Annotated in this window: 17 protein-coding genes and 1 riboswitch; of the genes, 6 read left to right on the top strand and 11 right to left on the bottom strand. The window is 51.0% G+C overall.

Annotated features, from left to right (window positions below; genetic code table 11):
• Positions 1 to 6: 6 nt before the first annotated feature.
• The 8 genes from KQI79_RS23310 to infC form a co-directional block, all read right to left on the bottom strand.
• Positions 7 to 1350, bottom strand: a complete 1344-nt coding sequence (locus KQI79_RS23310; protein ID WP_216540715.1) for an ABC transporter substrate-binding protein — start codon at positions 1348 to 1350, stop codon at positions 7 to 9.
• Positions 1351 to 2213: 863 nt separating this feature from the next.
• Positions 2214 to 3071, bottom strand: a complete 858-nt coding sequence (locus KQI79_RS23305; protein ID WP_216540714.1) for a response regulator transcription factor — start codon at positions 3069 to 3071, stop codon at positions 2214 to 2216.
• A complete protein-coding gene (locus KQI79_RS23300; protein ID WP_216540713.1) occupies positions 3049 to 4800 on the bottom strand; it encodes a sensor histidine kinase in 1752 nt (583 codons plus the stop codon). Before KQI79_RS23300 ends, KQI79_RS23305 begins: the two co-directional genes overlap by 23 nt.
• Before the next feature lie 135 nt (positions 4801 to 4935).
• On the bottom strand, positions 4936 to 5790 hold the full coding sequence (locus KQI79_RS23295) for a carbohydrate ABC transporter permease (protein WP_216540712.1): 855 nt from the start codon (positions 5788 to 5790) through the stop codon (positions 4936 to 4938).
• Positions 5787 to 6692, bottom strand: a complete 906-nt coding sequence (locus KQI79_RS23290; RefSeq protein ID WP_216540711.1) for a carbohydrate ABC transporter permease — start codon at positions 6690 to 6692, stop codon at positions 5787 to 5789. Before KQI79_RS23290 ends, KQI79_RS23295 begins: the two co-directional genes overlap by 4 nt.
• Positions 6693 to 6898: 206 nt before the next feature.
• On the bottom strand, positions 6899 to 7615 hold the full coding sequence (locus tag KQI79_RS23285; RefSeq protein WP_216540710.1) for a hypothetical protein: 717 nt from the start codon (positions 7613 to 7615) through the stop codon (positions 6899 to 6901).
• Positions 7616 to 7655: 40 nt separating this feature from the next.
• A complete protein-coding gene (locus tag KQI79_RS23280) occupies positions 7656 to 8654 on the bottom strand; it encodes a phosphotransferase (protein WP_216540709.1) in 999 nt (332 codons plus the stop codon).
• 333 nt (positions 8655 to 8987) lie between these two features.
• Positions 8988 to 9461, bottom strand: a complete 474-nt coding sequence (gene infC / locus KQI79_RS23275; protein ID WP_216540708.1) for a translation initiation factor IF-3 — start codon at positions 9459 to 9461, stop codon at positions 8988 to 8990.
• Between the two features lie 64 nt (positions 9462 to 9525).
• Between infC and KQI79_RS23270 the strand changes: the two genes are divergently transcribed.
• From KQI79_RS23270 to KQI79_RS23255, 4 genes are all read left to right on the top strand, one after another.
• On the top strand, positions 9526 to 9834 hold the full coding sequence (locus tag KQI79_RS23270; protein ID WP_216540707.1) for a hypothetical protein: 309 nt from the start codon (positions 9526 to 9528) through the stop codon (positions 9832 to 9834).
• Positions 9835 to 10095: 261 nt separating this feature from the next.
• Positions 10096 to 10662 carry a hypothetical protein gene (locus KQI79_RS23265; RefSeq protein ID WP_216540706.1) on the top strand — a complete coding sequence of 189 codons (567 nt, stop codon included), beginning with the start codon at positions 10096 to 10098 and terminating at the stop codon, positions 10660 to 10662.
• Between the two features lie 676 nt (positions 10663 to 11338).
• Positions 11339 to 11527: a hypothetical protein gene (locus tag KQI79_RS23260; protein WP_216540705.1), complete on the top strand. Its 189-nt coding sequence runs from the start codon at positions 11339 to 11341 to the stop codon at positions 11525 to 11527.
• A 15-nt stretch (positions 11528 to 11542) separates the two neighbouring features.
• Complete coding sequence (locus KQI79_RS23255; protein WP_216540704.1) at positions 11543 to 11983, top strand: hypothetical protein; 441 nt, start codon at positions 11543 to 11545, stop codon at positions 11981 to 11983.
• Between the two features lie 92 nt (positions 11984 to 12075).
• On the opposite strand, the gene KQI79_RS23250 is transcribed toward KQI79_RS23255, so the two are convergent.
• The 3 genes from KQI79_RS23250 to KQI79_RS23240 all read right to left on the bottom strand — a co-directional run bounded on the left by KQI79_RS23250 (position 12076) and on the right by KQI79_RS23240 (position 15081).
• On the bottom strand, positions 12076 to 13422 hold the full coding sequence (locus KQI79_RS23250; protein WP_301287967.1) for a nucleobase:cation symporter-2 family protein: 1347 nt from the start codon (positions 13420 to 13422) through the stop codon (positions 12076 to 12078).
• Positions 13419 to 14015 (bottom strand): xanthine phosphoribosyltransferase, encoded by a 597-nt coding sequence (locus KQI79_RS23245; protein ID WP_216540703.1) that lies wholly within the window; start codon positions 14013 to 14015, stop codon positions 13419 to 13421. Before KQI79_RS23245 ends, KQI79_RS23250 begins: the two co-directional genes overlap by 4 nt.
• A gap of 258 nt (positions 14016 to 14273) precedes the next feature.
• Positions 14274 to 14374, bottom strand: a riboswitch (purine riboswitch).
• 128 nt (positions 14375 to 14502) lie between these two features.
• Positions 14503 to 15081 carry a TetR/AcrR family transcriptional regulator gene (locus KQI79_RS23240; RefSeq protein WP_216540702.1) on the bottom strand — a complete coding sequence of 193 codons (579 nt, stop codon included), beginning with the start codon at positions 15079 to 15081 and terminating at the stop codon, positions 14503 to 14505.
• A gap of 187 nt (positions 15082 to 15268) precedes the next feature.
• Between KQI79_RS23240 and KQI79_RS23235 the strand changes: the two genes are divergently transcribed.
• Positions 15269 to 15598, top strand: a complete 330-nt coding sequence (locus KQI79_RS23235; RefSeq protein WP_216540701.1) for a hypothetical protein — start codon at positions 15269 to 15271, stop codon at positions 15596 to 15598.
• A gap of 12 nt (positions 15599 to 15610) precedes the next feature.
• Positions 15611 to 15826: a hypothetical protein gene (locus KQI79_RS23230; protein ID WP_216540700.1), complete on the top strand. Its 216-nt coding sequence runs from the start codon at positions 15611 to 15613 to the stop codon at positions 15824 to 15826.
• The last annotated feature ends 165 nt before the right edge of the window (positions 15827 to 15991 follow it).

The raw sequence follows: 15991 nt of genomic DNA, 5'->3' as shown, positions 1-15991 counted from the left end.
TTATGATCAGGAATTGGACGACTCTTCGTACTCTTTACCGATCTTCGCCAGCTGTTCGTAAGCCGTTTCCGCGTTGATTTGATTGAAAATTAGCGCTTCCGTCACTTTCCGGTATTCATTCTCGAAATTGCTCCAGCCTTTCGGCGCGGCCACAAACGGTTGTGCGTCCGGAGAAGTTTGCTGAATCAATTCGATCGCCTTTTTGTCCATATCGCTGAACTTCGGATTGAGATGCTCCAACACTTTATTCGATACCGGCACGCCGCGCGATGTGCCCAGCACTTCGGCCGCTTCCGTATCGTTAATGAACCAATCGATAAATTTCTTCGCTTCTTCCACATGCTTGCTGTTCGCGCTGGCGCTCCAGAACATCGACGGCTTCAAGTAAGCCCCGGATTGTTCGGCTCTCGGTGCGGTCACCGCCGCGAATGCGCCCGGCTTCGTACCTTCGAAGGAGGACAGTTCCGCCGCGAACGCCCGGCGAATCAAGACGTTTTCCGTAAAGGCCAGATCGCCTTTGGCGTCGCCGAATTTATGCGTTACCGTAATTTCCGCCGGCGTCACCACTCCGGTTTGCCGCAGCTCGGCGAATTTGCCGGCAAATTCGACAAAAGTGTCTTTATCGATATTAAATTTGCCGTCCGGCGTGATCGGGTCCCCTTTGCCTTTGCTTTGCTGATAGGAAATATAAGATACCCAGTCGATCGTCGAATCGAGCAGCGCGTATTTGCCTTTCTCCAATTTCGCTTGAGCTTCGGTGCCGTACTTGAAATAATCGTCCCAGCTCCAGCCGTATTGCGGCAGGTCGATGCCCAATTTTTCGGTAAAATCGCGGTTGTAAGCCATCCCGTAAGCGTTGTTGCCGAGAGGCATCGCATACAATTTGCCGTCTACTTTACCGGTATCCAGCAAGGAAGCATCCACATCGTCGGTATGAATGCCGGTTAAATCGGCCAATAAACTCCGCTTCGCGTAATCGGATAGAAACGCCGCGTCCATCTGAATAATGTCGGGCGCGTTCTTGGAAGCCGATTGCACCGCAAGCTTGTCGAAATATCCGTCCCATCCGGAATATTCGGGATCGAACGTGACATGCGGGAATTTCGACGTATACAGCTCAAGCGCCTTCAGCGTTGCGTCGTGGCGTTCCTGCGAGCCCCACCAAACGATGCGCAGCTTTACATTCTCCGGCGCTTTGTCGCCGCCGTTCGTTTCATTCGTGTTAGCCGGCGCTTCCGGCTTCTGTTCCGCTCCTTGCCGGTTCGCGCCGCCGCCTCCGCACGCCGCCGTCAAAAGCAAAATAAAACAAATCAATACGATCGCCGACCATTTTGCAGATTTTCTTTTCATGTATGAAACCCCTTTCATTTTTGTTTTACAATCCCGATTCTAGCATGGAGGTTTTTCAATTAATACATAGTGATTTAACGAAAATCTTCAATATTTTACAATTTGTTTCATGCGGCGATTTCCCGTATTTCCGGCCGATTCTCGCAGGCTAGCGGATCGTGAAAGACTGTAGGCGAATTGCGCGTACGAACTGTACGTGCGAAATTTCTAACGGAAGTAGAAGACCTTATTCCGGAAAAAAGCAGGCTTTTCAGATTCTAACGGATGTCAGCGCTCTTAATTGTCGTTTTCATAGCGAGAAATGAACGAAAGACCGCAAATAAGGTCCCGTAGTTCCATTACATTTTGAAAAGGCGCGATTTTGTCCAAATACCGTCCCTGAGTTCCGTTAGCCGCATTAGCGTTGGCCGGCCGTCCAAGCAAGATAAGATACAAACCATGCGCAACGCGGACAGTGGATCCCTTATTTGGCAATGATGCGCCCTTTACCGCAAGTTGAAGGACAGTGGATCCGTTATCTGTGACAAAACAACCATTTTAGGCCCGTTTCGGGGCAAGTAGGGGAACGTGTGTCCGTCAATCACCGCAAAATCGCTCATTGAGCCAATGTAACGGAACGTGAGTCAGCCTAACCACATGAAGACACAGCTTTTGGCATGAACCATGCGCAACGCGGACAGAGGATCTGTTATCTGTGACCAATCGACTTGCCGGCACTTGCTTTGCATTCGCTATTCAAACAAAATGGTCTTTGCAACACTGGTTCCGGTTAGCAGCGAAGCTGCTGCTTACCCCTTCATCGATCGCATTGCGGCGTGACGCTGCGATCGATCGCAAACGACGCTCCCGGCGCGCTTCCTCCGCTATAGCCCTTTGGGAGTGACCCCCGTATATTTTTTAAATAACGTACTGAAATACGTGACATTCTTGTAGCCTACCAATTCGGCAATCTCGTAAATATAATACTTCCCTTCCATCAGCAAATCTTTCGCTTTCTCGATCCGCACGCGCGTCACATATTGGTTGAACGTCTCGCCCGTCACTTTGCGGAAAATGGAACGCAAATAATTGGTCGAAATATGAAGCTGCTCCGCCAATTCTTCGACCGTAATGTCCTCCCCGTAATGCTCGTGGACATAGCGCAGCATAAATTCCGCCGCTTGCTTGTGGCGAATGCTTTCCCCCGCTTGGCGCTCGCCGCATAAACTCTCGCCGTCGCACGGATCGACCGCGCCGGAAATATCGCTCCGCGCGTCATCCCGGCTCCATGCCGCATTGGCGGCCATCGGTTCCAGCATCCGCATCTTCCGCTTCAGTTCCTCCACTTCGCGCTTGCTCCGCGCTTCATCCTCCAACTGGCCGATCACGTTCGCCAATACTTGGCGGATCGACTCCGCGCTCAGCGGCTTCGACAAGTAATCGCTGACGTCCAGCCGCAACGCTTTGCGCGCATGCTCGAAGTCGGAGTAGCCGCTTAGAATGACGACCTTGCCTGCGAAGTCGTCCGCCCGCAAGCGCTCGATCATCGTCAGCCCGTCCATCACGGGCATATAAATATCGGTAATGATAATATCCGGCCGCACGGAAGATACGAGCTCAATGCCTTCTTCGCCGTTCAGCGCTTCTCCGGCCCATACGGCGTTCAGCTCCTCCCAAGGAATGACTTCCCTCATTCCCTCCAAAACATTCAAATCGTCGTCAATGATCACGATATTTCTCATGAACAATCACTCCATTTTTCGTTTGGATTTGCGGAAAGCGGATGATGACTTCCGTTCCTCCGTCTTCCTTCGCAGCGAGCGTAAGCTGGTATTCGCCGCCGAAATAGGCTTCCAGACGTTCCCTCACGTTGCGGATCCCGTAACCGCCCGTCCGCCGATCTTCCTTCCGGTCCCAGCCTTCCGCAAGGCCGATGCCCGTATCGGAGACGGTCATCCGCACAAACCGTTCCTCGCACTCGACCTTCAGATAAACGGTTCCGGTTTGGAGGCCGGGAAATCCGTGCATGACCGCATTTTCCACGAAAGGCTGCAGCGTCAATTTGGGAACGTATAAATCCATCAGTTCCTCGGACGAATCGACCTGGAACGCGACGCGCCCGCGCAACCGAATATGTTGAATTTGCATATAGCAGCGAACGTATTCCATTTCTTCCCGAATCGTAATCAGGCTTTCCCCGTTGGAAAGGCCGATTCGGAACATGCGACCTGTCCATTCCAGCACTTTGCTGATCTCGTCCTGCTTCGCCTTAATCGCCATCCAATTGATCTGATCCAGCGTATTGTAGAGGAAATGGGGATTAATCATCGCTTGAAGCGCCTGGATCTCCGCTTCCTTCTGGCGGCGATAGCGCTGCTCGAGCGCACGGTACAAGCTCTCGATCCGTTCGGTCAGCTTCACGTAGCCTCGAAACAGGTAGCCGAATTCGTTATAGTAATCGAATGTTTTCTTATTGCCCCGGTTGCCGATATTGAACTGCGCCATGGCGCGCATCAGTTCCCTCATCGGCCGGTTAATTTGCAAGGAGACGAACCAGGCGACCAGCAAAGCGCACAGGACGGCCCCGGCTCCAAGCGACAGCAGCAGTCCCGCCAATTTCTCGCTTCCTTGGACGACCTCCGCCCAAGGCGTCAACTGTACGAGCACCCAATTCGTATCGAACAGCCTCGACCAGACGAGCAGCAGCCCTTTCTCCTTCAACCGCAAATGTCCCGATGAATCGTGCAACGATTTCATATCGATGCTGTCGATGTCGTCCTTGACGACGGAACCGATTCCGGTCATTTTCTTGCCTCCGGCGTCCAATATAATCCGGTTGCCGTTCCCGCTTCCCGTTATGGTCGATTTAAAAGCGTTTACATTAACGTGAATGACAAGCAGTCCAATATATTTGCTATGATTGGAGTATACGTTTCTGGCAAAGCTGATGACGTCTTTATTCCCTTGTCGCGTCGCGATCGTGTGCTCTTGCACCCATGTCGAATCCGTATTTTTGACCGCGTCGTACCACGGCTGGTTATGCAGCTCTTCCGTACTGAAAAATCGGACCGTCTTGTTGTCGGAATTATGTATCGGCTCCGTCATATAGACGTCGATGAATTCGATGCTCGTCAAGCTGTAGGCAATATTCGAAAGCAAGCTGTCCACGTCCGACTGCTTGCGGAATTTCGCGTAACCTTCCTCTTCCATGACCAAATATTCCTGCAGTTCGCTATTCAGCGCAATCCCCAGGCTAATCTGTTCGATCGTGCTCTTTTGCATAATTAATTGCTTGTTCATCTCGATCAGCAATTCGCGCTGATAATCGGAAGTTTGTTTCACCGATTCCGCAGAGGATGCGGTATAGCTGACGGAAGCCACGATCGCGAGCAGCACGATGACAAAGACGGAAATGCTGGCAAAAATCATATAGTCGATGCGGAATTTTTTAAAAGGATTGCCGACGTTCATGAACCTCCCCCTCTTTCATGCCAAGAACCGGAGAAGCGGGTACGGACATCATATCACATCATAAAGGGAGGATGGAACTCTGTCTTTCGCCGTCCTCCCTATAAAATTGCGACATCCTCGGACCGGGAAACGCCGCTATCCTTTCAGGCCGCCGGCCGCGATTCCTTCGACAAAATGGCGCTGGGCCAGGAAAAAAATAATGACGGAAGGCACGATCGAAACGAGCGACATCGCCATCAGCTGCCCCCACGGCACGGACGCCTGCGTATCGACGAACAGCCTTAACGCCAGCCCGACCGTATATTTCTCGACCGAGTTGATATAGATCAAATGGCCGAAAAAGTCGTCCCAATTCCACAGGAAGCAATAGATGAAGACCGTCACCAAGGCCGGCTTGGTCAGCGGCAGCACGATGCGCCAGTAAATGCCGAACCAGTTGCACCCGTCGATCGTCGCCGCTTCGTCCAACTCTTTCGGGATGCCGCGAATGAACTGGATGAGCAAAAAGACGAAGAACGAACCGCCGATGCCGCCGGCAAGCGCATGCGGAACGATAAAAGGAAAATACGTATCGATCCAGCCAAGCTTGTTGAACAGCACATATTGCGGAATCAGCGTCACTTGGTTCGGCAGCATCAAAGTCACCAGAAGAATCGAGAACAACAATCCTTTCAGCGGAAACGACAACCGGGCAAACCCGAACGCCACCAGGCTGCAGGAAATGACGCTCGTAAACAGCACGCCGGCAATAAGCAGAAACGTGTTCAAATAAAAATGAGTGAACGAATAATTCGGCAGCGCCGTCCATCCGTCCGAGAAATTGCTCCATATCGGCGTACTCGGAAACAAATTCGGCAAACTCATCTCTTCGTTGCTCTTCAGGGATGCGCCGATCCACCATATGACCGGATAAATCATGACCACGCTGAACAAAATGAGCGCAATGTGCACTCCAATACGGTTTTGTTTGACAGATAAGCTAAGTTTCATTTGCGGCGGCCCTCCGTTTCGGTTTCATAGAACACCCAATACTTGGAAGATATAAAAATGATAGCGGTTGCGGCTCCGATAATAAGCAAGAAGATCCAAGCGAGAGCGGACGCATACCCCATCTGAAAACGCGAGAATGCCCGTTCATACAAGTACATCGCAAAGACGAACGTAGAATTGACCGGCCCTCCCTGCGTAATAACGAAGGCTTGCGTAAACATTTGGAACGACCCGATTGTCTGCAGCACCAAATTAAACAGGATAACCGGAGAAAGCATCGGAAACGTGATTTTAAAAAATTGACGCCATTTGCCCGCGCCGTCGACGGAAGAAGCTTCATATAAATCCGGAGAAATTTGCTTCAGTCCTGCCAGGAAAATGACCATGGAAGAGCCGAACTGCCATATCATTAGCAAAATTAACGTGCCAAGCGCCGTGTCCGGATTGCTGATCCAACTCTTCCCCTGGAATCCGAAGAAAGCCAGGAACGTGTTAATGAAGCCGTCCACACCGAATATGTTTTTCCACAGAATCGCCACCGCGATGCTCGTACCGATGAGCGAAGGAATGTAGATCAAAGTCCGGTATATCGACATGCCCCGTACCTTTTTGTTTAGCAGCATGGCCACCAACAGCGCGGTGATCAGCTTCAGCGGCACGGATACGGCAACGAATAACAGCGTTACGGTAAGCGATTTCACAAACATGGCGTCGTCGGTGAAAATTTTGTGATAGTTGGCCGTCCCGATCCACTTGGCCGCGTCGAGCAGCGAATAATTGGTAAACGAATAGTAGAACGATTGGAGAATCGGCCACATGGTCAGCCCGATCAATCCGATCAGCCAAGGTGAAATAAACAGATAGCCGGTCAAGGCCGTTTTAACGCTTTTGCTCAATTCCATCACCTCAAAAAGTTCATATTTTGCCGGAACGAAAAGCTTTAGACAATGCGGAATATTTGATTTTAGTATAGGAGATCGGGGGGAACGGTGGAATAAAGAGGATTATGATTTCTTTCACTTTTTAACAACGGACGGTTTCCGTACGTCAAAAAAACCGGCTTCCCCTCTACGCATGCTGAGGAGAATACCGGTCTTCCGGCCGGGCGCTAGGCGCCGGCGCTATATTTGCGTTTCAATCTCTTCATATTTAATAAAGAAGACAATAAGACGACGAGGATCAGAAGCACATAAATTTTCCAACCCATCGAAAGCAGTTGCGGCGAGTTGTCCTGCCCGATTTCCTTCGGAATGTCGGTATTGAACACATAAGGCCAGAAATACTCCGCAAACTGTTCGTCGCTGATCTCCGATCCGTTCGTTCCGTCGGTTAGAAACTGTTTGGCGTAATCGCGCACGCCCGGATCGATCTTATCGAATCTGGCCGTCATTTCAAGAGAAGTGCCCGCCGCTTTCTGCCCTCCTTCGGAAGAAGCCACGATTTGCTCCACCCGATTGAAATCGCGCTGCAACGCCTTGACGATCAACCCTTTGCCTTCATGGGGAAATACGTAAAGTCTCGCCAAACCTCCGATTTCTCCCTCGTCTTTTTTCACCAGCACATATTCCGCGAACGGAGGAGTCATTCTGTCAAATTCCGCCCTTACAAACGCCCCGGTACCCGCCGCCGGGATATCCAATCCGGCAAGATCGACCGGACCTTCGGCAAGCTTTTTGTCCTTATTCAGCCCTGCCCAAAAAATGCCGCCCAGCGCCAACGTCAATATGACGATGAGCACGATCAGCCTGGTGACGATCGTTTTTCGTTCTTTCACATACGCTTCGTTCATTTCTCTCTCTGTTCCTCTCTCTATTTGTTTTGACAATGATTCCCTCCATATAGTATCGGTTGAACGTTAGATTTTTTTAAATGAAGCTGCCGTTTGATATTTCGTCTATATGGTCGGCCAACCACGCCATTTCTTCCCTGAACCGGACGGGAGGAGCGCTGGAGGAATCCATTTCGGAATGGATCCACCATTCGCATTCCATCCAATACAGCATGAGCAGCGATCTGGGCAGCGCTTCCTGTTCGAATGGATATTCTTCCCTGTATCCTTCGAGAAAGGCGTTCGCCAGCGAAGTGTCGAATCGGCCTTGCGCAAAACAGCAGGACATGAGCGCCCTCGCAACGTCCGCTTCGGGATAATCGTACCGCAGACGGTCAAAATCGAGAATTGCCGACAGACGGTCCGCGGAGAAAAGGAGATTATCCGTCCATAAATCCCGGTGCGCCCATCCTGCCCGGGACTGCAGCATAAGCGGCAAATTGATCTTCGCCGCAGCCGCTCTATGCCTTTCAAGAACGGGAAGCAGTTCTGTCTTGTACTTGCTGCGCAATTCGCGTTCGACCCGGTCCCAATGTTTCATGCGTTCCGCCTGGGAAGGGGGGATGAACTGCGGTTCGGGCTCTTCCGGCATCGCCATCGATCCGTCATTGAGAAAACGATGCATTCTGCCCGTCCATTTTCCTAGATGATATAAATGCCGGCCTATGAGAAATCCCGGTTTTACGATGTTCCCATGGCAAAATGTCATGACGCTGAATCTTTCTCCCTCGGAGGAAACATGCAGTACATCATTTTGAGACATTACGAGATACGGGCAGGGGATGCCTCGGTCGTGCAATCGATTTTGCGTGAAAAGAGCGGCGTGCAAGGCGGGGAAATGATCTTCGCGGTATCTGGCACGGCTGTATTGCTTTAATACATAGTCGCCCCTGTCCGTTCGTATTTTCCACTTGCGATTTAAATAGCCGAAACGAATCGGAACCGCATGGATAATGGTCATGCCGAGCCGGTCGGCAACCGTATTCTGCAGTTCCCTAAATAAATGTTGCTCATGGTCGAGTATTGGATCGGACATGGCGAGTCCTCCGTTCGATCGGCTGCAAGCCGGTAATATATCGATAGCCAAGCTTCATGCGAATGGATCGTTTTATAATGCGTGTTCAAAAAAATCAACTTTTCGGCACCGAGAAGGTTGCGAGAACCCTTGGGCCATGCTTCCGAAGCGAGTTTTGCTGGGCAAAACTTTCAGGAGGAGCGGAGTGTAGGCTGTACCTCCATGAGCACCTGCAATGTTTCCGAGGAAACATCCTTCGTAAGCCCTACGTTCTTCGAGGGTGAACGCAAGATTCGATGTCGATTCCACTCCCAGCCGTGCTTCGTGATCAAAAGGGGCTTTTTGAACAACCTCTTATAAAGGATCGACCTGTACAGCCGCTTGCTTGCCGCTGAGCTGGATGCCGGTTTTTTGGCGCCCGGCCCCGCCTATATCCTTGAGCATCTCTTCGAGCAGTCCCTTCGCTTTGGCGCCTTCTTTACCCTGGACACGTACGACAAACATGACGGAATCGCCGGATTTCAATATACGCTCCGCTTGCTGTTTCTTGGTCTCGTAATCGTGGTCCTCGATCTGCGGGGTGAGCCGGATTTCCTTCACCTTCGGTTCCCGCTCCTTCTTGCGGGCCTGCTGTTTCTCTTGCTTGGCCGCTCCCGCTCCGATCAGCTTGCAAGGCGGCGGGCTGCTCATCAGCGAGGTGCATACCAAATCGACCTTCAACTCTCTAGCCATGGCCAGCGCTTCGGAGGTCGGGACGATGCCCAAATCTTCACCGTTCAAGCCGGTCAGCTGCACTTCGGACGCTTTAATTTTTTCATTCATGATCATTGTGGACTCACCTGACCTTTCGCTATAATGAATCCATATTACCGTCAAAAAGGAGTTTTCGCTAGTGAGTTCCAAAGAGATCGAAGAACAAATTATCCGCAACTATCAACGCGACGAACAGATGATGATTCTCGTATTCGCGCAGTGGTGCGTCAATCATCATCTCGACCCGGCCGAATTGTACCGGCGCGCCTATCCGCAGCAAAACGCCAATCACGCCTTGCAGCAGGCGATCGAACTAACCGTGCCGAAGGAAGAAGCCGGCGACATCCCGGATCACACCTTGCTCGGCGTCCTGTCGCTATTCGGCAACGAGGAGATCGCCTTTGTCGTCACGGAGGAGATCGCTTTGCGGGATAAAGCGAAGAAGTGAGCGAGAGGCCGGTTGCTGCCGCTTGTGAAATAGATAGTAGGCAGCATTGAGATGGGCGTTTCGGCGTTTGCGCGACCGGATGAGACGGGGCGTATGTGTGTTTTTCGTGATGCGACCAGATGAGGCTGGGCGTATGCGTTTTGCGCGACGCGACCAGATTAGACGGGGCGTATCTGCGTTTTGCGCGACCAGCGCGGCTATTGCGATCATTGCCACTGTGGCGATTAGTGCGGCTTTGCTTCTTTAGCGGCTATGGCTATTGTGGCCATTGCGACTTTGGCGGCCATTGCCATTATGGCGACTATTGCTACTATTGCTACTATTGCTACTATTGCTACTATTGCTACTATTGCTACTATTGCTACTATTGCTACTATTGCTACTATTGCTACTATTGCTACTATTGCGGCCATTGGATTTTATCCAATGGTTTTTGGCTTGAACGGCTCTAATCCAGGCTTGCATTGGATTTCATCCAACAGAATCCGGCAAAATCGTCCGTATTCCAAAAAAATCGGCGATTTGATTGGATGTTTTCCAATGGAACGATCATATTTGCTAAAAAACGGGCGATTCTATTGGACGTTTTCCAATGCGGCGGCCGTTATGTGGCTATTGCCATTGCGCCTATTGCGGGCCATTGGATTTTATCCAATGGTTTTTGGCTTGAACATCACTTTGCCGGGGTTGCATTGGATTTCATCCAACAGAATCCAGCAAAAATGCCCCAATTCTAAAAAAATCGACGATTTGATTGGATGTTTTCCAATGGAACGATCATATTTGCGGAAAACGGGCGATTCTATTGGACGTTTTCCAATGCGGTAGCCGTTATGTGGCTATTGCCATTGCGCCTATTGCGGGCCATTGGATTTTATCCAATGGTTTTTGGCTTGAACGGCTCTGATCCAGGATTGCATTGGATTTCATCCAACAGAATCCACAAAATCGTCCGTATTCCAAAAAAATCGGCGATTTGATTGGATGTTTTCCAATGGAACGATCATATTTGCAAAAAAACGGGCGATTCTATTGGACATTTTCCAATGCGGCGGCCGTTATGTGGCTGTTGCCATTGCGCCTATTGCGGGCCATTGGATTTTATCCAATGGGTTTTGGCTTGAACATCACTTTTCCGGGGTTGCATTGGATTTCATCCAACAGAATCCAGCAAAAATGCCCCAATTCTAAAAAAATCGACGATTTGATTGGATGTTTTCCAATGGAACGGTCATATTTGCGAAAAAACGGACGATTCTATTGGACATTTTCCAATGGGCGGCGTGTGGTAGTGCATGGTGCGCGATATTACGGCTGTTGCGAAATAGTATGTTGGGCTTGCGGCGATACGGCGACGGTTGCGAAATAGTATGTTGGGCTTGTGGCGATACGGCGACGGTTGCGAAATAGTGTGATGGACCTGCGGCGATACGGCGACGGTTGTGAAATAGTGTGATGGACCTGCGGCGATATGGCAACGATTGTGAAATAGTGTGCTGGACCTGTGGCGATATGCCGACAATTGCGCAATAGTGTGCTGTATTGCGGCGGTACGGCGGTCATGCATCCGGTTAAAGGGCGTACGGTTCGGTGGCCGGCAATGGTGCAGCGTTCAACATGGCGCGGCGCGCTCCCTCCGTCCCACTTGGATCGGAAGGCCGCAACCTTTTACGGCGACGCTTCGTCTAAGTAGGTGGAGGTGCTTACTATGAAAAAACCGACTACATTATTCTCCATGTTGCTCGCAGTCGTCCTGACGCTTGCGCTAACCGCCTGCGGCGGCGAGAAACCGGCCGCGCCGGGAGGCGATAGCGGAGATCCAATTGAAACTCCCGTCACCGAACCGGCTGACCAAACCGATCCGGACGATAACGCCGCGGCGACCGATCCCGACGTCCAGACCAATCCGGACGGGACAGACAACGAAACGAAACAAGGGTCCGGCTCTTACACCGGGCAAATCGATAATCATTCCGTTGAAATTATCGTCAATGGCGAACCGACTTCATTTCAGCTAAGCGAAGGCATGGATGCGGTGTTGGAACAATTGAACAAGGATGATGCCGTAACCTTTGAATATTACGAAAAAGCGATTGAAGGCGACGACACGGTGAAACAGCGGATTTTGACGAAGCTGGAGAAAAGCTAAAAACGGTTGCGCGAAGCCAGACGTACGAAAAATCCAAATGAAAAAAAGGACCGTTCAGGATAGCTTAAATTCCTAAACGGTCCTTTCCAATTTTAAGCGACAAACGGTTCCTCGGTTTCGGCATGCTGCTCTTTGCCCGACGGCTGCTTCACGCCGTTGAACAGCACGTTGAGCACGAGCGCCGTGAACGTCCCGGCGACGATGCCGTTATCCGTCAAAATGCGCAGCGTGGTAGGCAAGCTTTGGAAAATTTCCGGCGCCACCGTCACACCCAGCCCCATCCCGACCGAGCAGGCGATAATGAACAAATTCTCATGCCGGTTCAAATCGACTTGGGAACCGATCATGCGCAAGCCGCTCGAAATGACCATCCCGAACATGGCCACCATCGCACCGCCCAGCACCGCGTCGGGAATAAGCAGCGTAACCGCCGCAATTTTCGGCACGAAGCCGAGCAAGATGAGCAGGCCGCCCGCCACGACAATCACATCGCGCGTCTTGACGCGGCTCATTTGAATTAAGCCGACATTTTGCGAAAACGTCGTGTACGGAAAGGCATTGAACAAGCCGCCGACGAAGATGGCCAGCCCTTCCGCCCGATAGCCGCGCGCCAAATCTTTGGAGGACAGATCGCGGCCTACGATTTTGCCGAGCGCCATGAACACGCCGGTCGATTCGGCGATGCCGACCATCGCCACGATAATCATCGTCAAAATCGCCGTAGCGTTAAACTTCGGCGCGCCGAAATAGAATGGCTGCACGGCATGGAACCAGCCCGCTTGCGCGACCGGCGTCCCGTCGACTTGTCCCATCAATACGGCGGCCAAAGTCCCCAGCAGCAAACCGAGCAGTACCGAAATCGCGCGCAAGAAGCCTTTCGAAAATTTATTCAATAATATGATAAAGATTAGAACGCTAAATCCGAGAATCAAGTTTTGCGGGCTGCCGAAATCTTCGCTGCCTACGCCTCCGCCAAGATTGCCAAAAGCGACCGGAATGAGCGTAATGCCAATAATGGTGACAACCGAGCCGGTAACGACCGGCGGGAAAAAGCGAATCATTTTGCCGAACAAGCCGGAAAATACAACAACGAATAAACCCATCGCCAAAATGGCGCCGTAAATATAGGGGATGCCGTATTCATTGCCGATGACCACCATCGGCATGACAGCCTGAAACGCGCAGCCGAGCACGACCGGCAATCCGATTCCAAAGAAGCGGTTGGTGAATACTTGCAGGAGAGTAGCGATCCCGCACATAAGCAGGTCAATCGCAACCAAATAGGTCGTTTGCTCTACCGTGAATCCGAGCTGCGAGCTTACGATCAGCGGTACGATGACCGCGCCGGCATACATAGCCAGCACATGCTGCAGACCGAGCGTAAAAGTCTTCAACGGATGGCGATTCATTTGAAATACGCGGTTGTCGACTTGGCTCATCGTTTGCCCACCTCCGCGGTTTCATCGACAAAGGTGACGACGCCGTCCGCGAGAGAAGCGATGCGCACAAGCGATTCGACGCGATATCCGGCTTCGAGCAGCAAGTCGCGGCCAGGCTGGAACGATTTTTCAATCACGATGCCGAAGCCTACGACTTCCGCCCCCACTTGCTTGACGATTCGGGCCAATCCGGAAGCCGCCTCCCCGTTCGCCAGGAAATCGTCGATAATCAGCACGCGGTCTTCCGGCGACAGAAACTTGCGGGATACGGTCACTTCATTCGTCTCCCGTTTCGTGTAGGAGTACACTTTCTCGACCAAAATATCGTCGCGCAGCGTCAACGATTTCTGCTTCCGCGCGAAGATCAACGGCACCTTCAGCTCAAGCGCCGTCATTAATCCCGGAGCGATGCCGGACGATTCGATCGTCAACACTTTCGTTATCCGTTCGGAGGCAAAGCGCTTGACGAACTCCCGCCCGATTTCCTGCATCAGAACCGGGTCCATCTGATGGTTGACGAATGAATCTACCTTAAGCACGTTGCCGCTTAGAACCAGCCCTTCTTGCAGCACTTTTTCCCGTAATCGTATCACTGTTATACGTTCCCCTTTCGATTGATTAACTATAACTTGTCCATCTTCATCCGCTTTTGCGCATACCTGCCAAACAGAAAACCCGCACCCCCATTTCACGCAAGAAATGGGAAGCACGGGCTAAGGGAACCTTGTCCGAATTGCGCCGTTCAAGCGCAATTCGCGTCGAGTCCGATAACGACCGAATAGAATGCACATAAAACAAACTTATTTCAGTTAAAATAACGTCAATAAGTAAGCGCACCCTCATATCGGCAAGCAATCGGTTCGGGTTCCCGTAGTCCGATCATTTCCGGTGATCGGGTAGAGACATACAGGCCAATTCCTGTACATATACGAGAAAATAGACGTTGCTATATGAAATTATTCAAGGCGATATTCGCCCTAAGCTCGCATGATGAATGATGAATATGTCGAGAAGTATACAACAAGTTGTCGAAAATGGGAAGAAATATTTTCAGAAACTTTTTTCCGTATTTTCGACACTTTACCTTAACGCCGCTTCAATGCCCGGCAACGTCACTTCATGGAACATGCGGTTCATCTCCTCCGCGGTATAAGGCATGTCATGATCCAGCCACCAAATGAGCAAAGAAATAAACGAACCGCTGACATATTGCTGGGCGACCGGCATCGGCAAAGCGAACTTCCGCTGGCGCTCCCCCTCCGTCATCGCCGCGATTTCTTCCCCGGCCAGAGTTGCGATCCGATCCGATATTTGCCGCAGTACGATCGTCGAAATTTGTTTGCCGGCAATCGCTTGATATAGCCGGTGATGTTCCTCCGCATGCCGAAACATCGCCAAGCTGAACGAAAACCTCCCATCTTCGCGACCGTTATCTCCCAGCCGGCTTAACGAATGCTGCAATTGCTCGAATCCTTCCTGCAGCAATTCCTCTTTGCCATAGAAATGGGCATAAAACGTCGATCTCCCGACACCCGCCCGATCGATAATATGCTGTACCGTGATGGACTCATAGTCCTTCTCCGCCATCAACTCTACAAGCGCTTCATGCAGCAGTTTCCTTGTCCGGGCAACTCTGCGGTCGGCAGGCTGATCTCCCATCGTACCCCTTCTTTCGAACAATGTCTTTTCTTTTGTATCGAAACGAACAAACCGCATCATTTTGATTCTTGTCACTCGCGATTACCGTTATTATAATGTAACAAAACATAGTGTTCAATATCGAACATGATGTTTCATTATGAAGTTTGTAAGGCACATGATTCTATCGGAGGTGGAGTGAACGACGATGTATATTTTGGTAAACCGAATTCAGTTCAAGGAGCTCTCCTTATTCCAAAAAATAATATGGAGGGCCTTTCGCCTCCTGGCCTCCCTCCATAAACCGAAAGGATTGCGCAGCGTGCTATTCGCCGAAACGGCACAGCATCAATTCTTGCTGGAAGCGTGGGAAAGCAGGGAAGATATGCTGCATTTCCGCAGAAGCGATAAACACAGTGAAATGATGAAAAAGGTAAGAGGGTTGATAAATCGGGTAGAAAGCGTACAATTTGAACATAGCGGCATACCCGACTGGGAGGAAATTCACGCTCGATTTGCCGATAAAAACAAGGCATAAAGGAGAGATTCGATGGCTCACGAACGCCGATTGACGACCGATCGCGATTTCAAAGACGCAATGCAGCGCGAGGCGCCGATTCGCGTCTTTCAAGACGACCATATCGTCGATTCGGGCGGAATCATCATCCGTTTTAACGAACAACATATTATTATCCAATCCGGGGTCAGCGATCTCGCTTATCATGAAAGAGCGAAGTGCGAATTTTTTGCGATGAAAAAAAGGTAGCGTCGCGATGCGGAAGCCCCGCCGCATGTATCGCATGCAGCCAAACGGGGCTGTCCAATAAGTCCCTAAAATAAAAAGTTGGGCGGAAAACAGGTACGTTTTCCGTCCAACTTTTTTTCGCCTTTGTTTCTGTAAGAAAGCGGCGAGGCGGATGCCTGCTACTTT

It is taken from the genome of Paenibacillus sp. MSJ-34 (assembly GCF_018918005.1).
In the GTDB taxonomy this organism is placed as follows: domain Bacteria; phylum Bacillota; class Bacilli; order Paenibacillales; family Paenibacillaceae; genus MSJ-34.
This window is presented reverse-complemented; position numbering and strand designations above follow the sequence as displayed.

What these genes read in the sequence shown, in the direction of transcription:
- KQI79_RS23240 (WP_216540702.1), bottom strand. Translation starts at nt 15,081, where the DNA reads ATGGGAGATCAGCCTGCCGACCGCAGAGTTGCCCGGACAAGGAAACTG.
- KQI79_RS23235 (WP_216540701.1), top strand. Translation starts at nt 15,269, where the DNA reads ATGTATATTTTGGTAAACCGAATTCAGTTCAAGGAGCTCTCCTTATTC.
- KQI79_RS23300 (WP_216540713.1), bottom strand. Translation starts at nt 4,800, where the DNA reads ATGAACGTCGGCAATCCTTTTAAAAAATTCCGCATCGACTATATGATT.
- KQI79_RS23310 (WP_216540715.1), bottom strand. Translation starts at nt 1,350, where the DNA reads ATGAAAAGAAAATCTGCAAAATGGTCGGCGATCGTATTGATTTGTTTT.
- KQI79_RS23230 (WP_216540700.1), top strand. Translation starts at nt 15,611, where the DNA reads ATGGCTCACGAACGCCGATTGACGACCGATCGCGATTTCAAAGACGCA.
- infC (WP_216540708.1), bottom strand. Translation starts at nt 9,461, where the DNA reads ATGATCATGAATGAAAAAATTAAAGCGTCCGAAGTGCAGCTGACCGGC.
- KQI79_RS23255 (WP_216540704.1), top strand. Translation starts at nt 11,543, where the DNA reads ATGAAAAAACCGACTACATTATTCTCCATGTTGCTCGCAGTCGTCCTG.
- KQI79_RS23305 (WP_216540714.1), bottom strand. Translation starts at nt 3,071, where the DNA reads ATGAGAAATATCGTGATCATTGACGACGATTTGAATGTTTTGGAGGGA.
- KQI79_RS23280 (WP_216540709.1), bottom strand. Translation starts at nt 8,654, where the DNA reads ATGTCCGATCCAATACTCGACCATGAGCAACATTTATTTAGGGAACTG.
- KQI79_RS23295 (WP_216540712.1), bottom strand. Translation starts at nt 5,790, where the DNA reads ATGAAACTTAGCTTATCTGTCAAACAAAACCGTATTGGAGTGCACATT.
- KQI79_RS23250 (WP_301287967.1), bottom strand. Translation starts at nt 13,422, where the DNA reads ATGAGCCAAGTCGACAACCGCGTATTTCAAATGAATCGCCATCCGTTG.
- KQI79_RS23290 (WP_216540711.1), bottom strand. Translation starts at nt 6,692, where the DNA reads ATGGAATTGAGCAAAAGCGTTAAAACGGCCTTGACCGGCTATCTGTTT.